Source organism: Streptomyces sp. GL_141 (assembly GCF_057834385.1).
Genome location: NZ_CM174402.1, coordinates 486,910 through 509,018, shown reverse-complemented (window position 1 = coordinate 509,018; position 22,109 = coordinate 486,910). Strand labels below are relative to the sequence as shown.

Sequence of the window (22,109 nt, the reverse complement as noted above, 5' to 3'; positions counted from 1 at the left end):
TCATCCGCGTGAAGTGTCACGTCCGAAATCTCATCGCAAGAACGAACGGGAAGCCAGGGACTTTCCGCACGAGGCGGATTCGACGACCCCTTCAGCCGGTACGACTGGGACGCCGGACTGATCGCGGTGAACGACGACGAGGTCGCCGTCCTCTGGAACTTCCAGAACACCTGACCCGACGACCCCGTCGACGGATCCTCCAGCGCCCCAGGTGTGTCCGCCGCCGGTCCTACTGCTGGGGCGGCGGGAGGATCACGTGGTTCCCGCCGGGCACCGACTCCTTGCCGCCGGCGTACGAGGCGGTCACCCGGTAGAAGTGGGTGGTTCCGGTGGCCGGGCCGGAGTCCCTGTACGCGGTGCCGGTGACGGGCCGGGTCGTCAGTTTCTCGTAGGCCTTGGTAGCCGGGTTCCAGCGGTACACCAGGTAGCCGATGGCGTCCGCGACCGTGTTCCACGACAGGTCCACGTCGGTGCCGGAGGCCGCACGGGTGGCGTCGAGGGTGACCGGTCCGTCTTCGGGAGTCCCGACGGACGGCGTCAGGTCCAGCTCGGTGGCGTTCACGACCGAGGCATCGCCGGTCCACTGGAAGCTGGAGTTGCCGGTGGTGTCGACGGCGTCGACGAAGAAGCACTGCTCCTCGCCGTCCGGCAGCGTCTCCAGCAGGTACGACGTGTCGGTCGCGCCGAGGTACGCGGTCACGCCCGCCGAGCAGTCCTCACCCACCGGGGTGCCGCTGTAGACCTCGTACCGCTGGAGGTCGGTCGCCGGGTTGGCGTTCCATTTCAGGACGGTGCCGTAGGCGGTGGCACGCGCGGTCAGTCCGGTGACCGCGGGGGGCGGCGTCTGGTCGCGGGAACCGGTGGTGACGGTGGCGGTGCTGGACGGCACGGAGGTGTTTCCCGAGTCCTGGTCGACGCCCCAACCCCGCACCGCGTAGTGGTACTTGGTGTTGGCCGCGGTCCCGTTGTCCTGGCAGGTCCACTGGATCCGCCCGTCCGGCAGCTTCTTCGAGGTACGGCCGCCGCAGAAGACCTCCGCCGTCCGGGTGTTCACGGGGAGGGTGGTGGACCGGTAGACGGTGAAGCCCTCGTACGCGCCGTCCGTTGCGGGGCGGACCTTCCAGGTCAGGTCGACGTACGTGCCCGAGGCGGGTTTCGCGGTGACCTCGTGCGGCGCTGCGACCGGGCGGCGAGCGCTGACCGGGGTGCTGTACCGGGAGGCCCGGCCGGCCGAGTCGACGGCCGCGACCTGGTACTCGGAGACGACCGAGCGCGGGGCCGCGGTGTCCTTGAAGCTCGCCGCGGTGGTCTTGCGGACGGTGGGGTCACCGATCCGCTTGACCAGGTAGCCGGTTGCCCCGGAGGACGTCGGCCAGGTCAGGGAGATGCCGGTGTCGGCGGCCGTGGCACTCGGCACGCCGGGGGCGGCGGCGGTGGAGGTGGTCACCGGCTGACCGGCGGTCGCGGCGGAGGCGTTGCCGGCCAGGTCGAAGGCACGCACCTGGTACTGGTAGGTGCGGCCGGCGCCCTCGGGCGGCGGCTCGGCGAAGGACGTAGCCTTCGTGGTGCGGACGGCGGTCCAGGCGGTGGTCCCCGCGAGCCGTCGGTAGACCCGGTAGACACCGAGGTCCATCTCCCTGTTCGCCGCCCAGGACACCTTCACCTGTGCGGTGGTGTTGTCGAGCACGGACGTGACGCCGGTCGGCGCGAGGGGCTTGACCTTGTCCTCGGCCGCCGAGGTCCTGGGCACGTAGCCGAACTTGACGGCGGCGGCGCCGCTCCAGTTGACGGTGTAGACGCGCAGCTTGTGGGTGCCGGGCGGAATCGTCACGTTCACGGTATGCGTCTGGTCAGCCGAGACGTTCTTCCACAGGTCGATGTGGAGGGTCCCGTCGAGGTAGACGCGTATGCCGTCCTGGCCGGTGGCTGTCAGGGTGAACGGGCCGCCCGATCCGAAGTCCCGGTCCAGGGTCCATCGGACCCCGAAATTGTCGGACGGCAGGCCCGCGGCCGGAGCGCCGGTACCCCAACCCTCGTCGATCGCGGCGTCGCAGTCGGTCCGTACGGGCACCTGGCTGAACGAGGTGGTGGGGAAGAAGTCGCGGGTGAACTGCGACGACGGGCATGCGGCTGCTGCTGCTGCTGCTGCTGCTGCTGCTGCTGCGGAGGTGGTGCCTGCCGCGGTGATCAGTCCGCAGGTGGTGGCTATGGCAGCCAGCGCCGCGGCGCCACGATGGCGCCGAGGAGTTGTGGTCACGGTGTGAGGCCCGTCCGAGGAGGAAGGTGGACTGGCGGGTCACGAGGGGGTGATCTTCCGCCGGGTCGACCCTACTGGTCATGATCGGGCTGGACGAGACCTGGAGGCAGGGCGCCAAACCTCCGCAAGGGGCCTGGCCGGTCCCCGGCACGGGCGAGCTCGGCCGCCTCGCCGGAACTCAAGTGGTCGGGCAGAGGTTGGCCTGGGTGGCCGCGACGATCAGGGCGGACTTGACGGGGCCGAAGCCGTCGGGGTGGTTGGGGCCGATGAAGCGCTGGTTCGCGCCGGCCACGCGCTTGGCCGGGTCCTTCTCGCCCTTCATGGACTGGCACTGGTCGAGGCCGCGCGAGACGGCCTTGTCGTCGTTGCCGTTGACGATCTCGGGGTCGATCTTGTTCAGCGCGGCCAGGTAGGCGGCGCGCTGCGCGGGTGCGGGGCTCGGCGGGAGGCCGCTGTCGGGGCGGGCCGCGCTCGGGTCGGCGCTGGGCCTGGCGCTCGGGTTGGCGCTCGGCACGGTCGAAGGGGAGGGCTTGTCGGCGGTCGTTGTCTCGGAGTTGCTGCCGCAACCGGTGAGGGCGAGGATTCCCGCGGCGGCGGTGAGGGCGAGGGTCACGTGGTGTCTGCGCATCGGGCCATCGTGGCCCGGTACCGGGGCCCGTGGGGCCGCTGTGACCGGGCTGTGACACGGCCCGCGCCGTAGCCGGGGGAATGGGGACGGGGGACGGGGCGACAGGGGATGCGGGATGCGGGATGGGGGACGGCCGTCTGGTGCGGAGGTGCCGGGGGAAGGCGGGGGGAGCGCCTAGCCTGGGGGAATGAACGTCAGCGCCGGGCGCGAGGCCCGTTCCGATCTGCGGGACTTCTTGCGTTCCCGGCGTGCCCGGATCGGTCCCGAGGAGGTGGGGGTCGCCGCTCACCCGGGGAGGCGGCGGGTGCCCGGGCTGCGGCGGGAGGAGGTCGCGCAGCTCGCGGGGGTCAGCGTCGACTACTACACGCGGCTGGAGCAGGGGCGCACCCTGCACGTCTCCGATGAGGTACTCGACGCCGTGGCCCGGGCGCTGAGGCTCGACGCCACCGAGCGGTCGCACCTCTTCGACCTGGCCAGGCCGCAGCGGGCCACCGGGCCCGGCCGGCGCGCAGCCGGCGGGGCGGCCGGCGCCCCCGGCCCCGCGGAAGCCGCCGGCCCGCAGCGGGTCCGGGCGGGCCTGTACCGGGTCCTGGACGCCCTGGACGACGGCACCCCGGCGATGATCATGGGGCGCCGGCTCGAGGTCCTGGCCGCGAACCGGCTCGCCGAGGCCCTGTACGCCGACTTCGGCGCGCCCGAGCCGCATACCCCGGAGCCCCACGCCGCCGAGCCTCCCACCCCGGAGTCGGGTGCGCCCGGTCGGGGCGGGCGCAATCTGGCGCGGTTCCTCTTCCTCGACCCCGCCGCCCGCGGGCTGTTCGCCGACTGGGAGAGCGCCGCGCGCGCAGCCGTCGCCGCGCTGCGGTTCTACGCGGGCCGGCACCCGTACGATCCGGATCTGAGTCCGCTCGTCGAGGAACTGGGCGCGCTCGACGGGGACTTCCGTCGCTGGTGGGCCGGGCACGACGTGCTCGAACACACCCACGGCACCAAGCGGTTCCGGCACCCCCTCGTCGGTGAACTGGCCCTGGAGTACGAGTCCCTCGCCTTCCCGGACGACCCCGACCAGACCCTCTACCTCTACACGGCCGAGCCCGGATCCCCCTCCGACGAAGCGCTGCGGACGCTCGCCTCCCGGGCGGCCGGCGGGGTGCGCGCGCACCGCTGACGTCGCCCTTCTGGCACACTGGGCCGGGTTATCCAGGCGGTGCAGGACAGGAAACCGGTGTGAATCCGGTGCGGTCCCGCCACTGTGACCGGACATCCCCGCGCGGGGACCCGGGAGTCAGACACTGACGCACCGCCTCTTTCGGTTCGACCAGGGGACGCGGATCCCCCGGAGAGGCTCCACCATGTCTTCGTACTCCCGTGCGCTGCTGCGCGCGTTCCTGCCCCTCCCCCTCCTGATACCGCTGGCCGCGTGCGGGGGGCCGTCCGGGGCCGAGGACGCGAAGCCGGCGGCCGGCGCCGCGCCCGGATTCCCGTACACGGTCACCAACTGCGGTGTCACCAGCACCTATCAGGCGCCGCCGCAGCGCGCGGTCGCGATGAACCAGCACGCCACCGAGATCCTCCTGGCGCTCGGTCTGGAGGGGAAGACGGTCGGGACGGCCTACCTGGACGATGCCGTACTGCCCGCCTACCGGCCCGCGTACGACAAGATCAAGGTGCTGGCGAAGGAGTATCCCTCCAAGGAGATCCTCCTCGGCGCCAACCCCGACTTCGTGTACGGGGGTTACTCCAGCGCCTTCGACAAGGCGCAGGGCCGCGACCGCGAGGGCCTCGCGAAGTCCGGCATCAACTCCCGGCTCAGCGTGGAGTACTGCACCGAGGGCAAGGTCGGCCTCGACCAGCTCAGGACCGAGATCACCGAGGTGGCGCGGACCTTCGGCGTGCCCGAGCGCGGCGAACGGCTCATCGCGGACGAACAGCGCCGCATCGAGGCCGTCAGCGCGCGCGTGAAGGACCGGGCCAGGCCCGCCGTCTTCGTCTACGACTCGGGCGAGGCCTCCGCCTTCACCTCGGGCGGCAAGGGCATCGGCAACGAGATCGTCGCCCTGGCGGGCGGGACGAACGTGTTCGCCGACCTCGACGACACCTTCGGCGACGTGTCGTGGGAGAAGGTCATCGAGCGCAAGCCCGAGGTCGTCCTCATCTACGACTACGGCGGCACCACCGTCGAAGCCAAGAAGCAGCGCCTGCTGAACGACCCGGCGCTGGCGCAGGTCCCCGCGGTCAAGAACCAGCGGTTCGTCGTGCTGCCGCTCTCCTCCGCCGTGCTCGGCGTACGCGTCGCCGACGCCGTCGAATCGCTGGGCGGCCAGCTCCACCCCGACGCCGCGTGAGGCTCCGGGCCGCCCGCACGGTCACCCGTACGCCGGTCGTACTGGCCCTGCTCGCCGCCGCGCTGGCCGCGTCGGCCCTGGCGGGCCTGGCCCTGGGCCCGGTACGGATCCCTCCCGGCCAGGTGCTCGACATCGTGCTCGCAGGACCGGGGCCCCGAGCCGGAACGGGCGCCTTCGGGGCGATCGTGTGGGACGTCCGCATGCCGCGCGTCCTGCTCGGGGCCGTCGTCGGCGCGGGACTGGCCGTCGCGGGAACCGTGCTCCAGGCCCTCGTACGCAATCCGCTCGCCGACCCGTTCCTGCTCGGAGCCTCCTCCGGGGCCTCGGCCGGGGCGGTGCTGGTGATCGTCTTCGGCGCCGGGTTCCTCGGCTTCGCGGGCGGGACCGCGGTACCGCTCGCCGCGTTCGCCGGGTCGATGGGCGCACTCGTCGCCGTCTACGCCATGGCCCGGCGCGGCGGCACCATGACCACCGGCCGGCTGATCCTGGCCGGAGTCGCCGTCCAGTACGTGCTGTCGGCCCTGACCAGCCTGATCCTGGTGCTGGCCGCCCATCCCGATCAGATCCGCAGCGTGCTCTTCTGGACCCTCGGCGGGCTGGGCGGGGCGCGCTGGAGCGAACTGGCCCTGCCCGCCGGGGCCCTGCTCCTGGGCACCGGGCTGCTCGTCGCCCTGGCCCGGCCGCTCGACCTGCTGCTCGCGGGGGAGGAGGGCGCCCAGACGCTCGGCCTGGACACGGGCCGGTTCCGGGCCGCCGTGTTCGTCCTCACCTCGCTCGTCATCGGGGTACTGGTGGCCTACAGCGGGGCGATCGGCTTCGTGGGGCTGATGGTGCCGCACGCCGCCCGGATGGCCGTCGGCGCCGGGCACCGGGCGCTGCTGCCCGTGGCCGCGCTGGGCGGGGCGGTGTTCCTGACGCTGGCCGACCTGATCGCCCGTACCGCCGCGGCGCCGGAGGAGATCCCGGTGGGCGTGGTCACGGCGCTCGTCGGCGGGCCGTTCTTCCTGTGGATGCTGCGCAGGTCCACCCGTACCGAAGGGGTCGTGGGATGAGGGTCGGACGCCCGGCGGGTCCGGTGGCCGAGCCGGTGCCGGTGACGGCGGGGGCGGAGGCGGGGGCCGAGGCGGCGGAACTCGCCGTCGAGGCCCTGCGCTACGCGATCGACGGGCAGCCGCTGCTGCACGGGATCGACCTCACCGCCCGCCCCGGCGAGACGGTCGGGGTCGTCGGCCCCAATGGCAGCGGCAAGACGACACTGCTGCGCTGCGTCTACGGCGCCCTGCGCCCGACCGGCGGGCGCGTCCTGCTGGACGGAGCGGACGCGGCCTCGCTGGGGGTCAAGAACCGCGCCCGGCGGGTGGCGGTGGTGCCCCAGGACGCGGCCGGCACGTTCGGGCTCACCGTGCGCGAGGTGGTCGCCATGGGGCGCAGCCCGCACAAACGGTTCTGGGAGCAGGACGGACCCGACGACGTACGCCGTGTCGCGCGGGCCCTGGACACCGTCGGCGCGGCCGCCCTCGCGGGCCGCCGCTTCGACGGGCTCTCGGGCGGCGAGCGCCAGCGCGCCCTGGTGGCCCGCGCCCTCGTCCAGGACCCGGGCCTGCTCGCCCTGGACGAGCCGACCAACCACCTGGACATCCGCTACCAGCTGGAGATCCTCGGCCTGGTCCGCTCCCTGCCGGCCACCGCCCTGCTGGTCCTGCACGACCTCAACCTGGCCGCGCTGTACTGCGACCGGCTGTACGTCCTGGCGGGCGGCCGCGTGGCGGCCTCCGGCACCCCGGCGGAGGTGCTGACGGAGCCCCTGCTGGCCGAGGTCTACGGGGTCCGCACCCGCATCGGCACCCACCCGACGACGGGCGCGCCGCACATCGTCTACCTTCCGGAGGGCGGGGCCGCTACTGCTTGAAGCCGCCGTACGGGACGGTGATCAGTTCCATTCCGTGGCCCGAGGGGTCCTGGAAGTAGACGCCGCGGCCGCCGTCGTTGTGGTTGATCTCGCCGGGGCGCTGTCCGTGCGGGTCGGCGAAGTAGGTGATCCTCGCCCGCTTGATCTTCTCGAAGGCCTCGTCGAACTCGGCCTCGGAGACGAGGAAAGCGTAGTGCTGCGGGGCGATGGACTCGGCGTCGATGGTCGCGAAGTCCAGGGTGACGCCGTTGGCGGTCTCGACGGGGATGAAGGGGCCCCAGGGGGCTCCGACTTCCAGGCCGAGGAAGTACGCCAGGAATTCGGCCGACTCCCGGTGGTCACGGGAGTGGATGATCGTGTGGTTGAGCTGAACCGTCATGAGTGGATGCCTCCGAAAGGCACGTCCCGGCACCTCCATGCCTCACCCGGCCGGTGACCGACACGCGATGCCGCGACATGATCCTAAACAACCCTTACGGGAGGAGTCCAGAGGGTTTGGACGCCGTGGCGGGCCTCACGCGCCCGGACCTCCGTACACCGACTTCACGTTGTCCTGTGCCGGATGCGTCCGTCCCGCCGGGCCGGCCGCGAAGGTGCGGAGCAGGTTCTCCGTCACCCGCGTGGTCAGGGCGCCCGAGCGTGCGTCCAGGCCGTGGTTGGCCCCGCTGCGGCCGTCGCCCTTGGCGTCGAGGGCCTCCACCCAGCGCATCGTCCCCGTCGCGAAGACGGCGGCGCCGCTCGGGGTGGTGTAGTACGCCGTGTCCTGGTGGCTGGGGCGGCCCTCGCAGACCACGGGGGAGTGGGCCAGGATCTCGATCGGGCGCGGGGTCGTGAAACCGGTGCTGACCTTGTCGTACTCCACGCCGACCAGGTGCGGGAAGCTGTCGCCGGCCTTCGCGCCGGTGCCCTCGAAGAGCCAGTGGCCCGGGTTGGTCACCACATAGGGGGCGTCCACGGGGTAGCCGTCGTAGATCACGCCGAGCAGCGAGCTCTCCGGGTCGGCGGCCGGCGGGGATCGGAAGTCGACGGTGGCGGGGTGGCCGCGCTTGAAGCCGGGATCCTGCTCGTAGGAGGACTTGTAGCAGACCACCGTGCGGTCCGGTCCGAGCTCGGAGGCCTCCAGCCGGATCCGGCGGTAGCAGCAGTTCGCGCCCAGGATCGCGATGTTGGTGCCCGCGTCCCGGGCCGCCGTGACGTGCGCGCGCTGCTCGGGCGACCAGTACTCGTCGTGTCCGAGGGAGAGCACCGCCGACGCTCCCTCCAGCAGTCGCTTCTCCCGGGCCACGTCGGTGGTCGTCGTGTACGCCAGGGGGATGCCGAGACGTTCGGCGAGCGCGAGCAGCGGAGCCTCGTACACCAGGAAGAGGCCCGCGCCGTCGTCGTACGCGTAGGGCCGGTCGAAGGTCACGGCGAGCGAGCGCGAGGTGTATCCGCCGCTGGGGCCGTCGTAACTGCCGTAGCCGCCCCAGCGGTTGTACGCCTGCCAGGTCGCCACCGCGTTGATGACGACGGTACGTCCGGCCGTGGCGGCGGACCGCACGGTGACGGGGACGAACCGCTGGCCCTCGCCGCCCTGCGCGTCGAGGCGCAGCAGGTAGCAGCCCTCGGGCCAGTCCTTGGTCTCGACGGTGGCGCTACGGGCCCACCGGGTGCGGACCGTACGCGTCGCGGCGTCCACCGTGTGGTCGGGCTGGCGCACCCCGGGCAGGGCCTCCGAGCGCCAGACCAGGCGGGCTCGGGCGCCGCCGTACCAGCCCATGCGGTAGGCGGAGACGGTGAACCGGGGTGCGGTGGTGGAGACGTGCAGGCCGAAGGACTCGCCGGGCAGGACGCTGACCCGGTCGGCGAAGCCCTCGATGGCGCGGGCCGGGCCGGCCTTGGAGACCTGCCAGTCGGCGTTCCCCGGGCGGGCGTTCTCGGCCCGGACGTCGAAGCCGTGCGGCCCCTCCTGCTTCTGCGGGGGACCGGACGGCTCCGGGCTCCCGCCGGGCCCCGCCCCGTCCGCCTCCCCGGCGTCCCCGTTCGCGCAGCCGGTCACGGCCCCCAGCCCGGCGGCGGTGGCCGCGGCCCCCGTCGCCAGGGCGAGGAACCGCCGCCTGCCCGCGCCTTCGCCGTCCCCGGATATGTGCTCCTGATCCATGCAGGTCACGCTATGTCACCCTGAGGGCTCTGCTTTTACCGCCCCGCGGGTGTCGGGGGACGAGGGGGCCCGGAGCTCACCCGAGCCTCACCTTCACCACCTGGCTCGCCCCCTCCAGGGCGGTGAGGCTGCCGAAGCCGAGCTGGAGCGCGGTCCCGGTGCTCACGGAGACCACGCTCGCGGGCTGGGACAGCACCTGGGCGACGGGCCGGTTCCAGACGAGGGTCAGTCCCGAGAGGGTCCGGGTCGGGTCCGAGACGCAGACCACGGCCGTGCCGTCGCCGAGCTCCCGCACCGTGACCGAACACGGCGCGCTCGCCTGCAGGGCGCCTATGGTCGCGGGCTGCCAGAAGTTCACCCCGGTGAAGCCGAGCGGGCCCACCGCCACCCCCTGGGCGGTCGCGTTGTTGGCGAGCACCGTGAGCCGGCCGGTGGCGGCGGACCGCGCCGAGGTCTGGGCGGCCGAGGCGCCCGGCATCAGCTGGTAGACGTAGCTGCCGGCGGCCGGGTTGGTCCCGTGGTCGTACCAGAGGGTCAGATAGCGGCGGGTGAGGACCGTGGTGGAGGCGCTCCGGTTGATGTCGCTCCAGCGGCCGGTGCGGGCCTCCCGCAGCGCCCGGAAGGTGCCCGAACCCGACATCACATAGCCGCCGAAGCCCGCCAGGTGCGCCCAGCCGGGCCCGGGGAAGGAGGCGGTCCAGCCCAGCGTGGCCGGCTGGACCGTGCCGTTCACGGTCAGGGCGTGGGCGCCGGCCGCGCCCAGGTTCCGGTTGTCGATGACCGTGTCGACCGCGGCGCCGTCCGTGGAGCTGATCCCGGCGCCCAGGCAGACCACCGTGTCGTCCAGGAAGAACCAGGACTTCCTGGCCGTGAGCGTGCTGCCCAGCCCCTTCAGGTGCTGGCCTACCGAGGCGAACTCCCCGTCGGTCGTGCCGCCCACCCAGGTGACGTCCGGCCGGGAAGCACCCCAGTCGCCGCCGGCGCCGTCGGCCAGCGCCTTGCGGGAGGCGGTGGTCCCGGGCAGCCGGTAGGGATTGACCGTGGGCCAGAACGCGTCCGAGTACTGGCCGTTCCCGTAGGTGGAACCCCACCAGGAGAGCATGCCGCTGCCCGTGTGCCAGCCGCGCAGGTTCTCGCCGTTGCCCGTCTCGTAGTGCGTGATCCGCTTCGAGGCCATGGACAGGGAGGCCGCCCACGTCGGCCTGCGGTGCGTGGCCCGGTCCATCGAGGGGAACAGTCGGTGCGCCACCGGTTCGGGCGTCGCCGTGAGCGCCGCGTCCGCCGCGACCTCGGAGAGCCGGGCCAGGGCCGACAGGCTCACGGTGGCGTCCGCCAGTGGGGGGCCGTAGTAGTCCCGGGCCGTCCAGCCCTTCACCAGGCCGCGCCAGCGCGTCCGCTCGGCGGTGCTCGCGCCCTCGGCGAGGAGCAGGATCGCGGCGAGGACCGAGTGCCCGCGGGTGTGGTCGTCCAGCTGCGCCTGGAGCGGATCGGCGACCTGGACCCCCCGGCTGGGAGCCCGCCCCGATACGGCGTCCATCATCAGCCCGTTGTAGAGGAACGGCGCCCACGCGTGCTCCACGGCGTCGAAGACGATCTGCGCGCCCGGATCGGTGACCTCCCAGGGAGTCCCCTTCAACAGGCCGAACAGCATGCCCAGTCCGCCGAGCATGACCGAACCGTACGAACCGGTGTACGCGACGTAGGTGTGCTGGATGAAGGAGCCGTCCCGGTAGAGCCCGTCGCCAGAGGTGACGTACGGGAACACCGGCGTGAGCGCGTCCCGGGCCAGGGCGATCTTCGCGTCGTCGCCGCCGACCACACCGCGCAGCGCGAGCACCCGGCACAGGTCCACCCGGTTCGCTCCGGTGCTCGTGCCCGTGTACGAGCCGACCGTGGCAGCCGGTACGAAGTGGTCCACGGCGGCGCAGTAGGCGGTGAGCTGGGCCGCGGAGAGCTGGCCGTACATCAGGACGACGGTGTCGAGCAGCGCCTGGGGCGCGCCGATCTGCCAGCACCACCAGTTTCCGTACCGTGTCTGCCCGGCGTTGTAGACCTGGGCGTGGAGATGGTCCAGTCCGGTCAGCACGGCCGTGCGCAGCGCGGCGTCACCGGTGAGCCCCGTCCCCGGTCTGACGTAGGCCTCGGCCATGCTCCGCAGCCGGTAGTAGCTCTGCGCCATCCACTCGGGGTCGGTGGTGAAGACCTGGTCGGGCCAGAGCGAACCGGTCGCCGGGGCCATCGAGGAGCGCCACTGGCCGGCCTGCGCGCCCAGCGCGGTCAGCCGCGTGCGGAACGGTTCCGCGGTGGGGGAGGACACGCTCCCGAGGACGAGGCCCTGCCACACCGCGCGCATGGCGGCGTGTACCGAGGTCACCGTCCCGGCGGTCGCGGGGAAGGCGGGGGTGCCGAGGAGGACCACGCTGCCACCGACCGCCGTGAGGAAGGCACGGCGGCTCCACACATCTGTCATCACAGTCTCCTTTGACTGAAACGCTGCTTCGCCTGAAACGCTGCTTCGCCTGAAACGCTGCATCGCCTGAAACGCTGTGGCCCCCGTGTACTTCGGCTCACGCACCCCCCTTCACCTCATGCGACGTGCTCGCGGTAGCGGTCGATCACCTCCCGCAGTACCTCGGCGCCGTCGCGCGCCCACAGTCCGGGGTGGAAGATCTCGACCTCGACCGGCCCCAGGTATCCCGCGGAGTCGGTCAGCTCCCGGAAGGCCCTCAGGTCGATCGAGCCGTCGCCCAGCTGTCCCCGGCCCAGCAGCACGCCCTCGGGGAGCGGCGTCACCCAGTCGGCGACCTGGACGGACACGATCCGCCCGGCCTCTCCGGCCCGCCGGACCTCGCACGGCAGCCGCTCGTCCCACCACAGGTGGTAGGAGTCGACGACCACCCCCACCCGCGCCGCCGGGAACTCCTCGGCGATGTCGAGGGCCTGACCGAGGGTGGAGACCACGCAGCGGTCCGCCGCGTACATCGGGTGCAGCGCCTCGATCCCCAGGCGCACGCCGTGCCCGGCGGCGTACGGGACCAGGTCACCCAGGATGTCCACGATCCGCCGCCGGGCTCCCGCCAGGTCCCGGTCTCCGTCCGGCAGGCCGCCCGAGACCAGCACCAGTGTGTCGGCGCCCAGCTCGGCGGCTTCCTCCACGGCGCGGCGGTTGTCCTCGAGGGCGGCCGCCCGCCCGTCCGGATCGGCGGCGGTGAAGAAGCCGCCCCGGCACAGCGAGCTGACCCGGAGTCCGGCCCCGGCGACCAGCTTCGCGGTCTCCCGCACCCCGAACCGCCGTACGGGATCGCGCCACAGCCCGACCGCGCCGACCCCGGCGGAGGTACACCCGGCCACCAGCTCGGGAAGGGACCACTGGCGGATCGTCTCCTGGTTCAGGCTGAACCGGGCCGGCGCCGCCGCCGGGCTCACGAGGCCACCCCGTGCAGCGCGAGCAGCTGTCGCATCCGGGCCTCGGCGCGCTCCGGATCCGGGAACAGGCCGAGGTTGTCCGCCAGTTCGTAGGCGGTGGCCAGATGGGGGAGCGAGCGGGCCGAGTGCACCCCGCCCACCATCGCGAAGTGCTTCTGGTGCCCCGCGAGCCAGGCCAGGAGCACGACGCCCGTCTTGTAGTAGCGGGTGGGCGGAGCGAACAGGTGCCGGGACAGCGCCACCGTCGGATCCAGCAGCTCCCGGAATCCGGCCGCATCGTCCTGGTCGAGGGCGAGCGCCGCCCGCGCCGCGATCGGGGCGATCGGATCGAAGATCCCCAGGAGTGCGTCGCTGGCCAGCTCGCCGTCCCCGGCGATCAGCTCCGGATAGTGGTAGTCGTCGCCCGTGTAGCAGCGCACGCCCCCAGGCAGCCGCCGCCGGATGTCCACCTCGCGCCCCGCGTCGAGCAGCGAGACCTTGATGCCGTCGACCTTCTCCGGATGCTCGGAAATGATCTTCAGGAAGACGTCCGTGGCCATGTCCAGGTCCGCGTGCCCCCAGTACCCCTCAAGTGCCGGGTCGAACATCGGCCCCAGCCAGTGCAGGACCACCGGCCGGGAACTCTGCCGCAGCAGCCTCCCGTACACCTCCAGATAATCCTCCGGACCGCGCGCCGCCGCGGCCAGCGCCCGGGAGGCCATCAGTACGGCCGTCGCCCCGCACTCCTCGACCAGCGCCAGCTGCTCCTCGTACGCCGCGGTGACCGCGGCCAGGGCGTGTGTGGTGTCCGGGGCCAGCTGGTCGGTGCCCGCCCCGCAGACGATCCGGCCGCCCACCGACCGGGCTTCGGCGGTCGAACGCCGGATCAGCTCCGCCGCGGCCGGCCAGTCCAGCCCCATCCCGCGCTGCGCCGTGTCCATGGCTTCGGCGACCCCGAGGCCCTGCGCCCACAGCGTGTGCCGGAAGGCCAGCGTGGACTCCCAGTCGATCACCGGGCCGGATTCGGCCGAGGCGGAGAGGGGGTCGGCCACCACGTGCGCGGCCGAGTAGAAGGTGCGGCTGCGGGCCGGGGCACAGGCCAGCGGTGCCAGCGGAGCGGTCACCGGGGCGTGGAGGCGCAGCCCGCCGTCCGCCGAGGGGAGCCGGATGCTCACAGCGCCACCTCCGGGACCACGAGCCGCCGGCCGTCCGCCGAGGAGCGCAGCCCGAGATCGGCCAGCTGCACCCCGCGGGCCCCGGCCAGCAGGTCCCACTGCCAGGGCTCGTCCCGGACGACATGGCGCAGGAACAGCTCCCACTGGGCCTTGAAGCCGTTGTCGGCGGGGGTGTTGTCCGGCACCTCCTGCCACTGATCGCGGAAGTTCTCCGTCAGGGGCAGGTCCGGATTCCACACCGGCTTCGGGGTCGTCGCGCGGTGCTGGATCCGGCAGCCGCGCAGCCCGGCGACGGCCGATCCGTGCGTTCCGTCCACCTGGAACTCCACGAGCTCGTCGCGGTTGACCCGTACCGCCCAGGAGGAGTTGATCTGCGCGACGGCGCCCCCCTCCAGCTCGAAGATCCCGTACGCCGCGTCGTCCGCGGTGGCCTCGTACGGCTTGCCCTCCTCGTCCCAGCGGCGGCCGATGTGGGTGCGGGTCAGCGCCTGCACCGTGCGGACCCGGCCGAACAGCTCGTGCAGCAGGTACTCCCAGTGCGGGAACATGTCGGCGACGATGCCGCCGCCGTCCTGGGAGCGGTAGTTCCAGGAAGGGCGCTGGGCGGACTGCCAGTCGCCTTCGAAGACCCAGTACCCGAACTCCCCCCGCACGGACAGGATCTCGCCGAAGAAGCCGCCGTCGATGAGCCGCTTGAGCTTCAGCAGGCCCGGCAGGAACAGCTTGTCCTGCACCACTCCGTGCTTGACGCCGGCCGCGTCGGCCAGTCGCGCGATCTCCAGCGAGGACTCGAAGGTGAGGGCGGTGGGCTTCTCGCAGTACACGTGCTTGCCGGCCGCCACGGCCTGCCGCACGGCCGCCTCGCGGGCGCTCGTGACCTGGGCGTCGAAGTAGATCTCGACCTCGGGGTCGGCGAGCACGGCGGCCAGGTCGGTGCTCACGTGCTCCAGGCCGTGCCGCTCCGCGATGGCCCGCAGGGCCTCCTCGCGGCGCCCGACCAGCACCGGCTCCGGCCACAGTACGGTGCCGTCGCCGAGGTCGAGCCCGCCCTGCTCGCGCAGTGCGAGCAGGGAGCGGACCAGGTGCTGGCGATATCCCATCCGCCCGGTGACGCCGTTCATGGCGATCTTGATCGTCCTGCGCTGCACGGTGTCCCCCTCCTTCGTCTTGTTGCGGTGTTCCTTGTGCGGAGCTTCCGAGAAACGGCATAGAAAGCGCTTTCTCTCCGCTCAGGCTAGGGCCGCGCGACGTCGCGGTGCAAGACTCTTACGGGTGATAGAAAGCGCTTTCTTCCTCGGCGACTATGGAGATCCACACGCCGGGTGAGACGATGGCCCGGGACGGAACGGAAGGAGGGGACGATGGCGGTCACACTCGCCGAAGTGGCGGCGCACGCGGGCGTATCGCCCGCCACGGTCTCGCGCGTACTCAACGGCGGGTATCCGGTGGCGGGCGCCACCAGGACCCGCGTGGAGCGGGCGGTCGAGGACCTCGGCTACATCGCCAACGGCCCCGCGCGGGCCCTCGCCGCCGCGACCTCCGACCTGATCGGCGTCCTCGTCCACGATGTCGCGGACAGCTTCTTCGGGATCCTCGCCGGTTCCCTGCAGAGCGCCCTGACCCCCGGCGGGCAGGGCGGCGCGCGCCGGCTCGCCGTCGTCTGCAACACCGAGGGCGCCCCGGCCGCCGAGCTCGACTACCTCGCCCTCCTGGAGGGACAGCGGGCCGGCGGGGTCGTCCTGACCGGCGGCGCCGTCGAGGAGCCGGAGCACACCCGGGCGCTCGCCGCCCGCCTCGCCCGCATCGCGGCCACCGGAGCCCCGGTGGTGCTCTGCGGGCGGCCCCCGCTGCCCATGCCCGCCGGACTCCCCGTCGCCACCGTCATGTTCGACGACCGGGGCGGCGCCTTCCGGCTCACCGAGCACCTGCTGACGCTCGGCCACCGGCACATCGCCTACGTGGCCGGCCCGCCCGGACTGAGCACGACCCGGGAGCGCCTCGCCGGACACCAGGACGCCCTGCGCGACCACGACCCCGCACTGCCCGCGCACTGCGCCGCTCTCACCGTGCACGCGGGGTTCGAGCGGTCCGCCGGATACGACGCCACCCGTGAACTGCTCCGCCGCGGAGCACCCTTCACCGCCGTGGCCGCCGCCAACGACACCGTCGCCACCGGCGTCGCCGCGGCCCTGCGCGAGGCCGGCCTGCGGATACCCGAGGACGTCTCCGTCGCCGGCTTCGACGACCTGCCCGTCTGCGTCGACACCGCCCCCGCCCTCACCACCGTCCGGGTGCCGCTGCGGGAGGCCGGGGTGCTCGCCGCGCAGCTCGTCACGGGCCGCAGAGCGCTGCCCCCCGGCGGCATCACCACGCTGCCCGCCGAGCTGACGGTGCGCGCCTCCACCGGGCCGCCGCCCACCACCGGTCCGCCCGCCGCCACCGCAGGGGGCCGTCCGTGAGGTACGCCTTCTCCACCCTCGGCCTGCCCGGCACCCCGCTGGAGCGCAGCGCGGAGCTCGCCGCCACGCACGGCTACCAGGGCCTCGAACTGCGGGCCCACCCCGAGGAGCCCCTGCATCCCGCCAGCTCCGCCGGCGACCGCGCGGCCGGCCTGCGCACCCTGGCCTCCGCCGGCGTCACCGTCCTCGGCGTCGCGGGCTACGTCCGGGTGGCCGCGCCCGGCCCCGACGAGCCCGTCCTCGCCGAGATCCGGGCGCTGGTCCGGCTCGCGGCCGACCTCGAAGCCCCCTACGTACGGGTCTTCCCCGGCGGCGGTGAACCGCCCCCGGCAGACGCCGACGACCACGCGGTCCGCAGGCTCCGGGCCGCCGCGCCCTTCGCCGAGCGGCACGGGGTGCGGATCCTGCTGGAGACCCACGACTCGCACCGCACCGCTGCCGCCACGGCCCGGGTCCTCGACCGGGTCGCGCATCCGGGCGCGGGCGCGCTGTGGGACGTACTGCACACCTGGCTCGGGGGCGAGTCACCGGCCGAGTCGAGCCGTGCCCTCGCCGGGCACCTGGGGTACGTCCAGGTCAAGGACGTGGCGTCGGCGCAGGAGCTGACCCCGCTCGGGCTCGGCGGGGGAGCGCTGCCGCTCGCCGAGGCGGTGGCTCTCGTACCGCCGGGGGGCTGGCTCTGCTGGGAGTACGAGAAGCGCTGGTACCCCGGCGCGGGCGAGCTCCCGGAGCGGCTCGGGCCGGGCCGCGCGTACCTGGAGCGGCTGGTCCGCGCGGCCCGGGCCCCGCAGGATCCGAAGGCGACGGCCCAGGCCGAGTAGCCGAGCCGGTCCCGGTCGACGGCGTGGCGGAAGCCGAGCCCCCGGGCGTAGCGCTCCAGTTCCCCTGAGCGAGGCGCCGACCAGGCCGACGGTGCGGTGGTAGTTGCCGACGGCGGGGTAGCGGGGCGACGGGGCGACGGGGCCGCGGGCGGCCCGGTAGGCGTGTGCGGAGTCCAGGACCCCGCTTGTTGGCGAACAGGATGGCGGCGAGCGTGTACTCCGCGGCCGGCAGGGCGTTGACGGCGGCCGAGCCGGAGACGAGCAGCCTCTGGACGGCCCTCACCGCCGCGGACGGTGTCTCCGGGACACCCGTCGAACGCCGTGCGTGGATGACCCCGGGCACCTGGTGCTACCACCAGAGCACGTACGCGGCCGCCGACTTCAACGGCGACGGACGCACCGACCTGGCCGGCATCTACGGCTACGGCAACGGAGCCGTACGGATCTTCATCTGGTACACGCAGCCGGACGGATCCTTCAACGAGGTCCTCGCCCGGGACGTGCCGGCGGGCAACTGGAGCTGGAACTCGGTGAAGCCCACCGCCGGCGACTTCAACGGCGACGGGAAGGGCGACATCGCGTTCATGTACGACTACGGAAACTGCGACATGATGATGTTCACCCTGCTCGGCGGCAAGGCCGACGGCACCCTCGAAAGCGAGGTCTCGAGTTTCCGGACCGGCGCGGGCAATTGGTGCGCCGGGTCCTCCACGCTGCTGCCGGGTGACGTCGACGGGGACGGCAAGTCCGACATCACGGTGATGTACGACTACGGCAGTGGAAACTCCGCACTGTGGGTGTTCCGCGGTACCGCCAACGGAACGTTCCCGGATGTCCGCGTGGCCTGGCGGGGGGCCCAGAACGAATGGTGGGCGGATCTCGCGAAGTACGCGGTCGGTGACTTCGACGGGGACGGCCGTACGGACATCGGCGCCCTCTACAAGTACGGCGACGGCCGCGTCACGTTCTTCACCGCGCGCGCCACGGCGGACGGGAACTACTCGGGATGGCACGGAGGTTTGAGCATCGCACCGGGGAACTGGGACTGGAACGCGGTCTCCATCACCGGGGGCAGGTTCGACGACGACACCCGTGCGGATCTGCAGTACGCCTACAACTTCGGCACCACGAAATTCGAGTTCGCCATCGCCCCGGGGAAGGCCGACGGGACGTTCGGCAACGGCCGCAACTCCGTCACGGTCGAGCCCGGCACCTGGTGACGACCGCACGGTGAGGGAACCCGCCCGATCGGTTGTGGACTGACCGAAGGCGGCCGCGAAAAGGCCCCGGGGCCGCCGCTCCCCAAAGAGGCGGCCCCGGAGCTGTTCGCGGGCCTCATCCTTTTGTGCGGACGATCATGTCGTCAAGAGCGATTCCGTGATGCGATCGAAACGCACACGTGAAACGCACACTCGGAACGCACGCAGGCACGCAGGCACGCAGGCACGCAGGCACGCAGGCACGCAGGCACGCAGGCACGCAGGCACGCAGGCACGCAGGCACGCACGCACGCACCGCCCGCACGCAGCGCAGCGCGGGGCTACGGGCGGACGGTCAGCCGGGGAAGCAGGTCCAGATGCTGCCGCGGCCCCTCCCGCCCCGCCCCGCGGTCCTCCAGCCGGTCCAGCAGCATGCCCGCAGCCCGCGCCCCGACCTCACGCTTGGCCGGAGCCACCGCCGACAGCGGTACGTCGGCCAGTTCGGCCACCTCGTCGTCGTACGTGATCACCGCCAGGTCCTCCGGCACCCGCACGCCCCGCGCCTGGAGCCGGGGGATCAGCATGATCGCGTCCGTGTCGCTGTGGATCAGGGCAGCGGTCACTCCGCCCTCGGTCACCGCCGCGCACAAGTAGTCCAGGGTCCGCGCGAAGGCCTCCGCTTCCGCCGGCGCCGCCGCCCCGGCCGCCGTGCCCGCCCCCGCCGCGGGCCGCGCCCCGGCGGCGGGCCACGCAGGGGCCGGCTCCAGCCCGAGGGTGGCCACGGCCGCCGCGAAACCGGCCCGCAGCCGCCCCGACGTCGGGGTCTCCCGGCTGGCCAGCGCGATCCGCTTGTGCCCCCGTTCCGCCAGGTGCGCCACGGCCCGGGCCGCGCCGTCCGCGTGGTCGGAGCCCACCCGGTCCAGGGCGGCCGCCGGATGCCCGGGCGGGGCCCACCGCTCCACCAGGACGGTCGGCACCGGCAGTTCGGCCGTCCACGCCCCCTCGCCGGGGCCGGGAGCTCCGGCCTCCCAGTTCGGGGTCAGCAGCAGTCCGTCGGCCCCCGTGGAGAGCAGCCGTTCCGCCTGCGTGCGGTCCTCGCCCGCCAGGTACCGGGTCAGCCCCACGGCGAGCCGCGCGCCCCGCGCCTCGACCACCTCGCGGGCCCCCCGGACAACGTCCGCGTAGTAGTACTCGGTGGTCGGCACGACCATCCCGATGACCAGGCCACCGCTACCCCCGCGGCCCGGGTCGGCGCCAGTTGCGGTGCCGGTGCCCGCAGTGCCGGTGCCCGCAGTGCCGGTGCCCGCGGTGCCGGGCTCCGTACCCGCCGGGACGGACTCCAGCCGGCTGATCACCCCGTGCATCCGCTGGATCTCGCCCCGCGCCGCCATCGCCTCGACGTCCCGCCGCAGGGTCACGGGGGAGATGCCCAGCTCCCTGGCGAGGTCCACGACCCGTGCACTGCCCCGCGCCCGGACCAGGGCGAGCACACGGGCCTGGCGCTGGTCGACATGTGGTCTCAAGGGATCCCCCTGCGGCGTGGTCCGTGTCCGTGTCCGTGGTGCGCGTGGCGCTCGATTCCACCACAGAAAACCAAAACGATCGATTCGATCGAACCCGCTCAACCGGTCACTGACACCTCCGGCGCCGACATCCGCGAAGTCTTTTGCGATCGTGTGAACTTCCGCGCCGGAGCAGCCACCCGTCCCGGGGCCGGGAGCCGGAGGCGATCTACACTGCCGTCCTGCCGATCATGTGCCGGACGAGTGCGGAGGAACGAGAACCATGCGCCATCAACCCCTTGGCAGTTCAGGTCTTCAGGTGTCGGCGATCGGGCTCGGCTGCAACAACTTCGGCGGTCGCCTCGACGCCCGGGCCACCCGCACCGTCGTCGACGCCGCCCTCGACGCGGGCATCACCCTCCTCGACACCGCCGACATCTACGGGGGCGCCGGCGGCTCGGAAACCCACCTCGGCGAGGCCCTCAAGGGCCGCCGGGACCAGGTGGTCCTGGCCACCAAGTTCGGCTACGACGGCGTGGACATGGGCTACGGACCCGCCGCCGGCTCCCGCGGCGGCCGCGCCTACATCCGCCGCGCCGTCGAAGCCTCCCTGACCCGCTTGCAGACCGATCACATCGACCTCTACCAACTCCACAGCCCCGACCCGGCCGTTCCCGTGGCCGAAACCCTCGCCGCGCTCACCGAACTCGTCACCGAGGGCAAGATCCGCTACATCGGGCACTCCAACTTCAGCGGCTGGCAGCTCGCCGAAGCCGCCCACGTGGCCCGCGAGACCGGCGCGGCACCCTTCGTGTCGGCCCAGAACGAATGGTCGCTGCTCCAGCGATCGGCCGAGCGCGAGCTCGTCCCGGCCGCCCTCCACTACGGAGTCGGCGTACTGCCGTACTTCCCGCTGGCCAACGGCCTGCTGACCGGGAAGATCCGCCGCGGTGCTCCCGTCCCCGCGGGCTCCCGCCTCGAAGGCCGCGACGCCTACCTCACCGACGAGCGCCTCGACACCGTGGAAGCCCTGGCGGCGCTGGCCGACAAGCACGGGCGCACCGTCCTGGAACTCGCCATCGGCTGGCTCTCCGCCCAGCCCGGCTGTGCCTCCGTCATCGCGGGTGCCACGTCCGCCGAGCAGGTACGGGCCAACGCGGCCGTCGCGGACCGGCCGCTCGACGCGGAACTCCTCGCGGAGGTCGACGCCGTCGCGGGAGCTGCCGCGGGCTGACCGGCCCCCGCCTTCAGGAGGCGTCGGGCGACGGGCTGACGGAAACGGACCCCGACGGAGACGGGGACTCCGATGCCGACGAGGATGCGGATGCCGACTCCGACGGGCTCGGCGAGGAGCTCCCGGAGGCGCCGGCCGAGTTACTGGCCGACGGGCTGGCGGAAGCGCTTCCCGTCGGCGCCCCCGTCAGGATCTCCACCTGGCCGGTGTCCAGCGAGTAGTAGGCACCGACCACGGCCAGCGAGCCCTTGCCCACCAGGGGCGCCAGATCCGCGTTGGCCCGCAGTTCGTCCGCCGTCACCTTGATCTGGTTGCGGATCATCGTGTCGACCGGGTCGGCGCCCGGGTCCTTGATCGTCAGCTCGTACGCCGGCACCAGCGCCCTCTCGATCGCCCGCAGGTTGCCGGGCAGCGGGTTGCCCTCCCGCAGCGCCTTGTACGAGGCGTCGATGGCCCCGCAGCGCTGGTGCCCGAGGACCATGATCAGCGGGGTGCCCGCCGTCATGGGCCCGAACTCCACCGACCCGGTGACCACCGGGCCGACCGCCTGCCCGCCCGTGCGCAGCACGAACAGGTCGCCGAGCCCGGTGTCGAAGAGCAGCTCCGGCGGCACCCGGGAGTCGATGCAGGCCAGGATCACGCCGAAGGGATCCTGCGCCTGCGCCACGAGCTCACGGCGGTCCGGATCGCGGTCGGGGTGGTTGAGGCTGCCGCTCACCCAGCGCTTGTTGCCCTCCATCAGGCGGCTGTACGCGCCTTCGGGGGTGCTCGGCCGGGGCTCGGGCGCGGCCGTCGTCGCCTTCGGGGCGCTCTTGGCCGAGCAGCCCGTGAGTCCCGCGAGCAGGGCCGCGGCGGCCGTGAGGCCACCCGTCAGCACGAACCTGCGAGGCGGAAGTCCTGCTCTGTCCATGGGTCGTACCCCTCGGTGCCGTTCGGACGCGTCCGTACGCCCTGACCGAGGCGATTCTTCGGGGGGACGGGCCGCCGGCGCGGCAGGCACACACGGGCCCGCCCGGGTTCGCCCCCGACGGCCGA

18 protein-coding genes and 1 riboswitch are annotated in these 22,109 nt (G+C 73.0%); of the genes, 8 read left to right on the top strand and 10 right to left on the bottom strand.

Features of this window, described 5'->3' with window-relative positions; translation table 11 throughout:
- Positions 1-229 precede the first annotated feature (229 nt).
- Both AC3IX6_RS02175 and AC3IX6_RS02170 read right to left on the bottom strand, forming a co-directional pair.
- Positions 230-2,257 carry a PA14 domain-containing protein gene (locus AC3IX6_RS02175; RefSeq protein ID WP_489368463.1) on the bottom strand — a complete coding sequence of 676 codons (2,028 nt, stop codon included), beginning with the start codon at positions 2,255-2,257 and terminating at the stop codon, positions 230-232.
- Positions 2,258-2,435: 178 nt separating this feature from the next.
- Positions 2,436-2,885 (bottom strand): hypothetical protein, encoded by a 450-nt coding sequence (locus AC3IX6_RS02170; protein WP_489368462.1) that lies wholly within the window; start codon positions 2,883-2,885, stop codon positions 2,436-2,438.
- A gap of 187 nt (positions 2,886-3,072) precedes the next feature.
- On the opposite strand from AC3IX6_RS02170, the gene AC3IX6_RS02165 reads away from it, so the two are divergent.
- The 4 genes from AC3IX6_RS02165 (at position 3,073) to AC3IX6_RS02150 (ending at position 7,139) form a co-directional block, all read left to right on the top strand.
- Entirely contained in the window at positions 3,073-4,053 is a 981-nt protein-coding gene (locus AC3IX6_RS02165; RefSeq protein WP_489368461.1) for a helix-turn-helix transcriptional regulator, read from the top strand.
- A gap of 47 nt (positions 4,054-4,100) precedes the next feature.
- Positions 4,101-4,180, top strand: a riboswitch (cobalamin riboswitch).
- A 57-nt stretch (positions 4,181-4,237) separates the two neighbouring features.
- Positions 4,238-5,230: an ABC transporter substrate-binding protein gene (locus AC3IX6_RS02160; RefSeq protein WP_489368460.1), complete on the top strand. Its 993-nt coding sequence runs from the start codon at positions 4,238-4,240 to the stop codon at positions 5,228-5,230.
- The gene (locus AC3IX6_RS02155) at positions 5,227-6,282 is read left to right on the top strand and encodes a FecCD family ABC transporter permease (RefSeq protein ID WP_489368459.1); all 1,056 of its coding nucleotides are present in this window, start codon (positions 5,227-5,229) and stop codon (positions 6,280-6,282) included. Before AC3IX6_RS02160 ends, AC3IX6_RS02155 begins: the two co-directional genes overlap by 4 nt.
- Entirely contained in the window at positions 6,279-7,139 is an 861-nt protein-coding gene (locus AC3IX6_RS02150) for an ABC transporter ATP-binding protein (protein ID WP_489368458.1), read from the top strand. The genes AC3IX6_RS02155 and AC3IX6_RS02150 overlap by 4 nt, the downstream gene beginning before the upstream one ends.
- Here AC3IX6_RS02150 and AC3IX6_RS02145 read toward each other — a convergent pair.
- The 6 genes from AC3IX6_RS02145 to AC3IX6_RS02120 all read right to left on the bottom strand — a co-directional run bounded on the left by AC3IX6_RS02145 (position 7,129) and on the right by AC3IX6_RS02120 (position 14,980).
- On the bottom strand, positions 7,129-7,518 hold the full coding sequence (locus AC3IX6_RS02145; protein ID WP_489368457.1) for a VOC family protein: 390 nt from the start codon (positions 7,516-7,518) through the stop codon (positions 7,129-7,131). The genes AC3IX6_RS02150 and AC3IX6_RS02145 overlap by 11 nt on opposite strands.
- Positions 7,519-7,653: 135 nt before the next feature.
- Positions 7,654-9,279, bottom strand: coding sequence for a N,N-dimethylformamidase beta subunit family domain-containing protein (locus AC3IX6_RS02140; RefSeq protein ID WP_489368456.1), 1,626 nt, complete (start codon positions 9,277-9,279; stop codon positions 7,654-7,656).
- Between the two features lie 76 nt (positions 9,280-9,355).
- The gene (locus tag AC3IX6_RS02135; protein ID WP_489368455.1) at positions 9,356-11,749 is read right to left on the bottom strand and encodes a polysaccharide lyase 8 family protein; all 2,394 of its coding nucleotides are present in this window, start codon (positions 11,747-11,749) and stop codon (positions 9,356-9,358) included.
- A 116-nt stretch (positions 11,750-11,865) separates the two neighbouring features.
- Positions 11,866-12,705 carry a sugar phosphate isomerase/epimerase family protein gene (locus AC3IX6_RS02130; RefSeq protein WP_489368454.1) on the bottom strand — a complete coding sequence of 280 codons (840 nt, stop codon included), beginning with the start codon at positions 12,703-12,705 and terminating at the stop codon, positions 11,866-11,868.
- Entirely contained in the window at positions 12,702-13,859 is a 1,158-nt protein-coding gene (locus tag AC3IX6_RS02125) for a dihydrodipicolinate synthase family protein (protein WP_489368453.1), read from the bottom strand. The genes AC3IX6_RS02130 and AC3IX6_RS02125 overlap by 4 nt, the downstream gene beginning before the upstream one ends.
- On the bottom strand, positions 13,856-14,980 hold the full coding sequence (locus AC3IX6_RS02120) for a Gfo/Idh/MocA family protein (protein ID WP_489371711.1): 1,125 nt from the start codon (positions 14,978-14,980) through the stop codon (positions 13,856-13,858). The genes AC3IX6_RS02125 and AC3IX6_RS02120 overlap by 4 nt, the downstream gene beginning before the upstream one ends.
- A 240-nt stretch (positions 14,981-15,220) precedes the next feature.
- Here AC3IX6_RS02120 and AC3IX6_RS02115 point away from each other — a divergent pair, with 240 nt between their 5' ends.
- The 3 genes from AC3IX6_RS02115 (at position 15,221) to AC3IX6_RS02105 (ending at position 18,359) form a co-directional block, all read left to right on the top strand.
- Positions 15,221-16,318, top strand: a complete 1,098-nt coding sequence (locus AC3IX6_RS02115) for a LacI family DNA-binding transcriptional regulator (RefSeq protein ID WP_489368452.1) — start codon at positions 15,221-15,223, stop codon at positions 16,316-16,318.
- Complete coding sequence (locus AC3IX6_RS02110; RefSeq protein ID WP_489368451.1) at positions 16,315-17,139, top strand: sugar phosphate isomerase/epimerase family protein; 825 nt, start codon at positions 16,315-16,317, stop codon at positions 17,137-17,139. Before AC3IX6_RS02115 ends, AC3IX6_RS02110 begins: the two co-directional genes overlap by 4 nt.
- Before the next feature lie 188 nt (positions 17,140-17,327).
- On the top strand, positions 17,328-18,359 hold the full coding sequence (locus AC3IX6_RS02105; protein ID WP_489368450.1) for an FG-GAP repeat domain-containing protein: 1,032 nt from the start codon (positions 17,328-17,330) through the stop codon (positions 18,357-18,359).
- Positions 18,360-18,679: 320 nt separating this feature from the next.
- On the opposite strand, the gene AC3IX6_RS02100 is transcribed toward AC3IX6_RS02105, so the two are convergent.
- Positions 18,680-19,861 carry a LacI family DNA-binding transcriptional regulator gene (locus AC3IX6_RS02100; protein WP_489368449.1) on the bottom strand — a complete coding sequence of 394 codons (1,182 nt, stop codon included), beginning with the start codon at positions 19,859-19,861 and terminating at the stop codon, positions 18,680-18,682.
- A gap of 298 nt (positions 19,862-20,159) precedes the next feature.
- Between AC3IX6_RS02100 and AC3IX6_RS02095 the strand changes: the two genes are divergently transcribed.
- On the top strand, positions 20,160-21,074 hold the full coding sequence (locus AC3IX6_RS02095; protein ID WP_489368448.1) for an aldo/keto reductase: 915 nt from the start codon (positions 20,160-20,162) through the stop codon (positions 21,072-21,074).
- Positions 21,075-21,087: 13 nt separating this feature from the next.
- Here AC3IX6_RS02095 and AC3IX6_RS02090 read toward each other — a convergent pair whose 3' ends face one another.
- On the bottom strand, positions 21,088-21,984 hold the full coding sequence (locus AC3IX6_RS02090; RefSeq protein WP_489368447.1) for a carbonic anhydrase: 897 nt from the start codon (positions 21,982-21,984) through the stop codon (positions 21,088-21,090).
- Positions 21,985-22,109 lie beyond the last annotated feature (125 nt).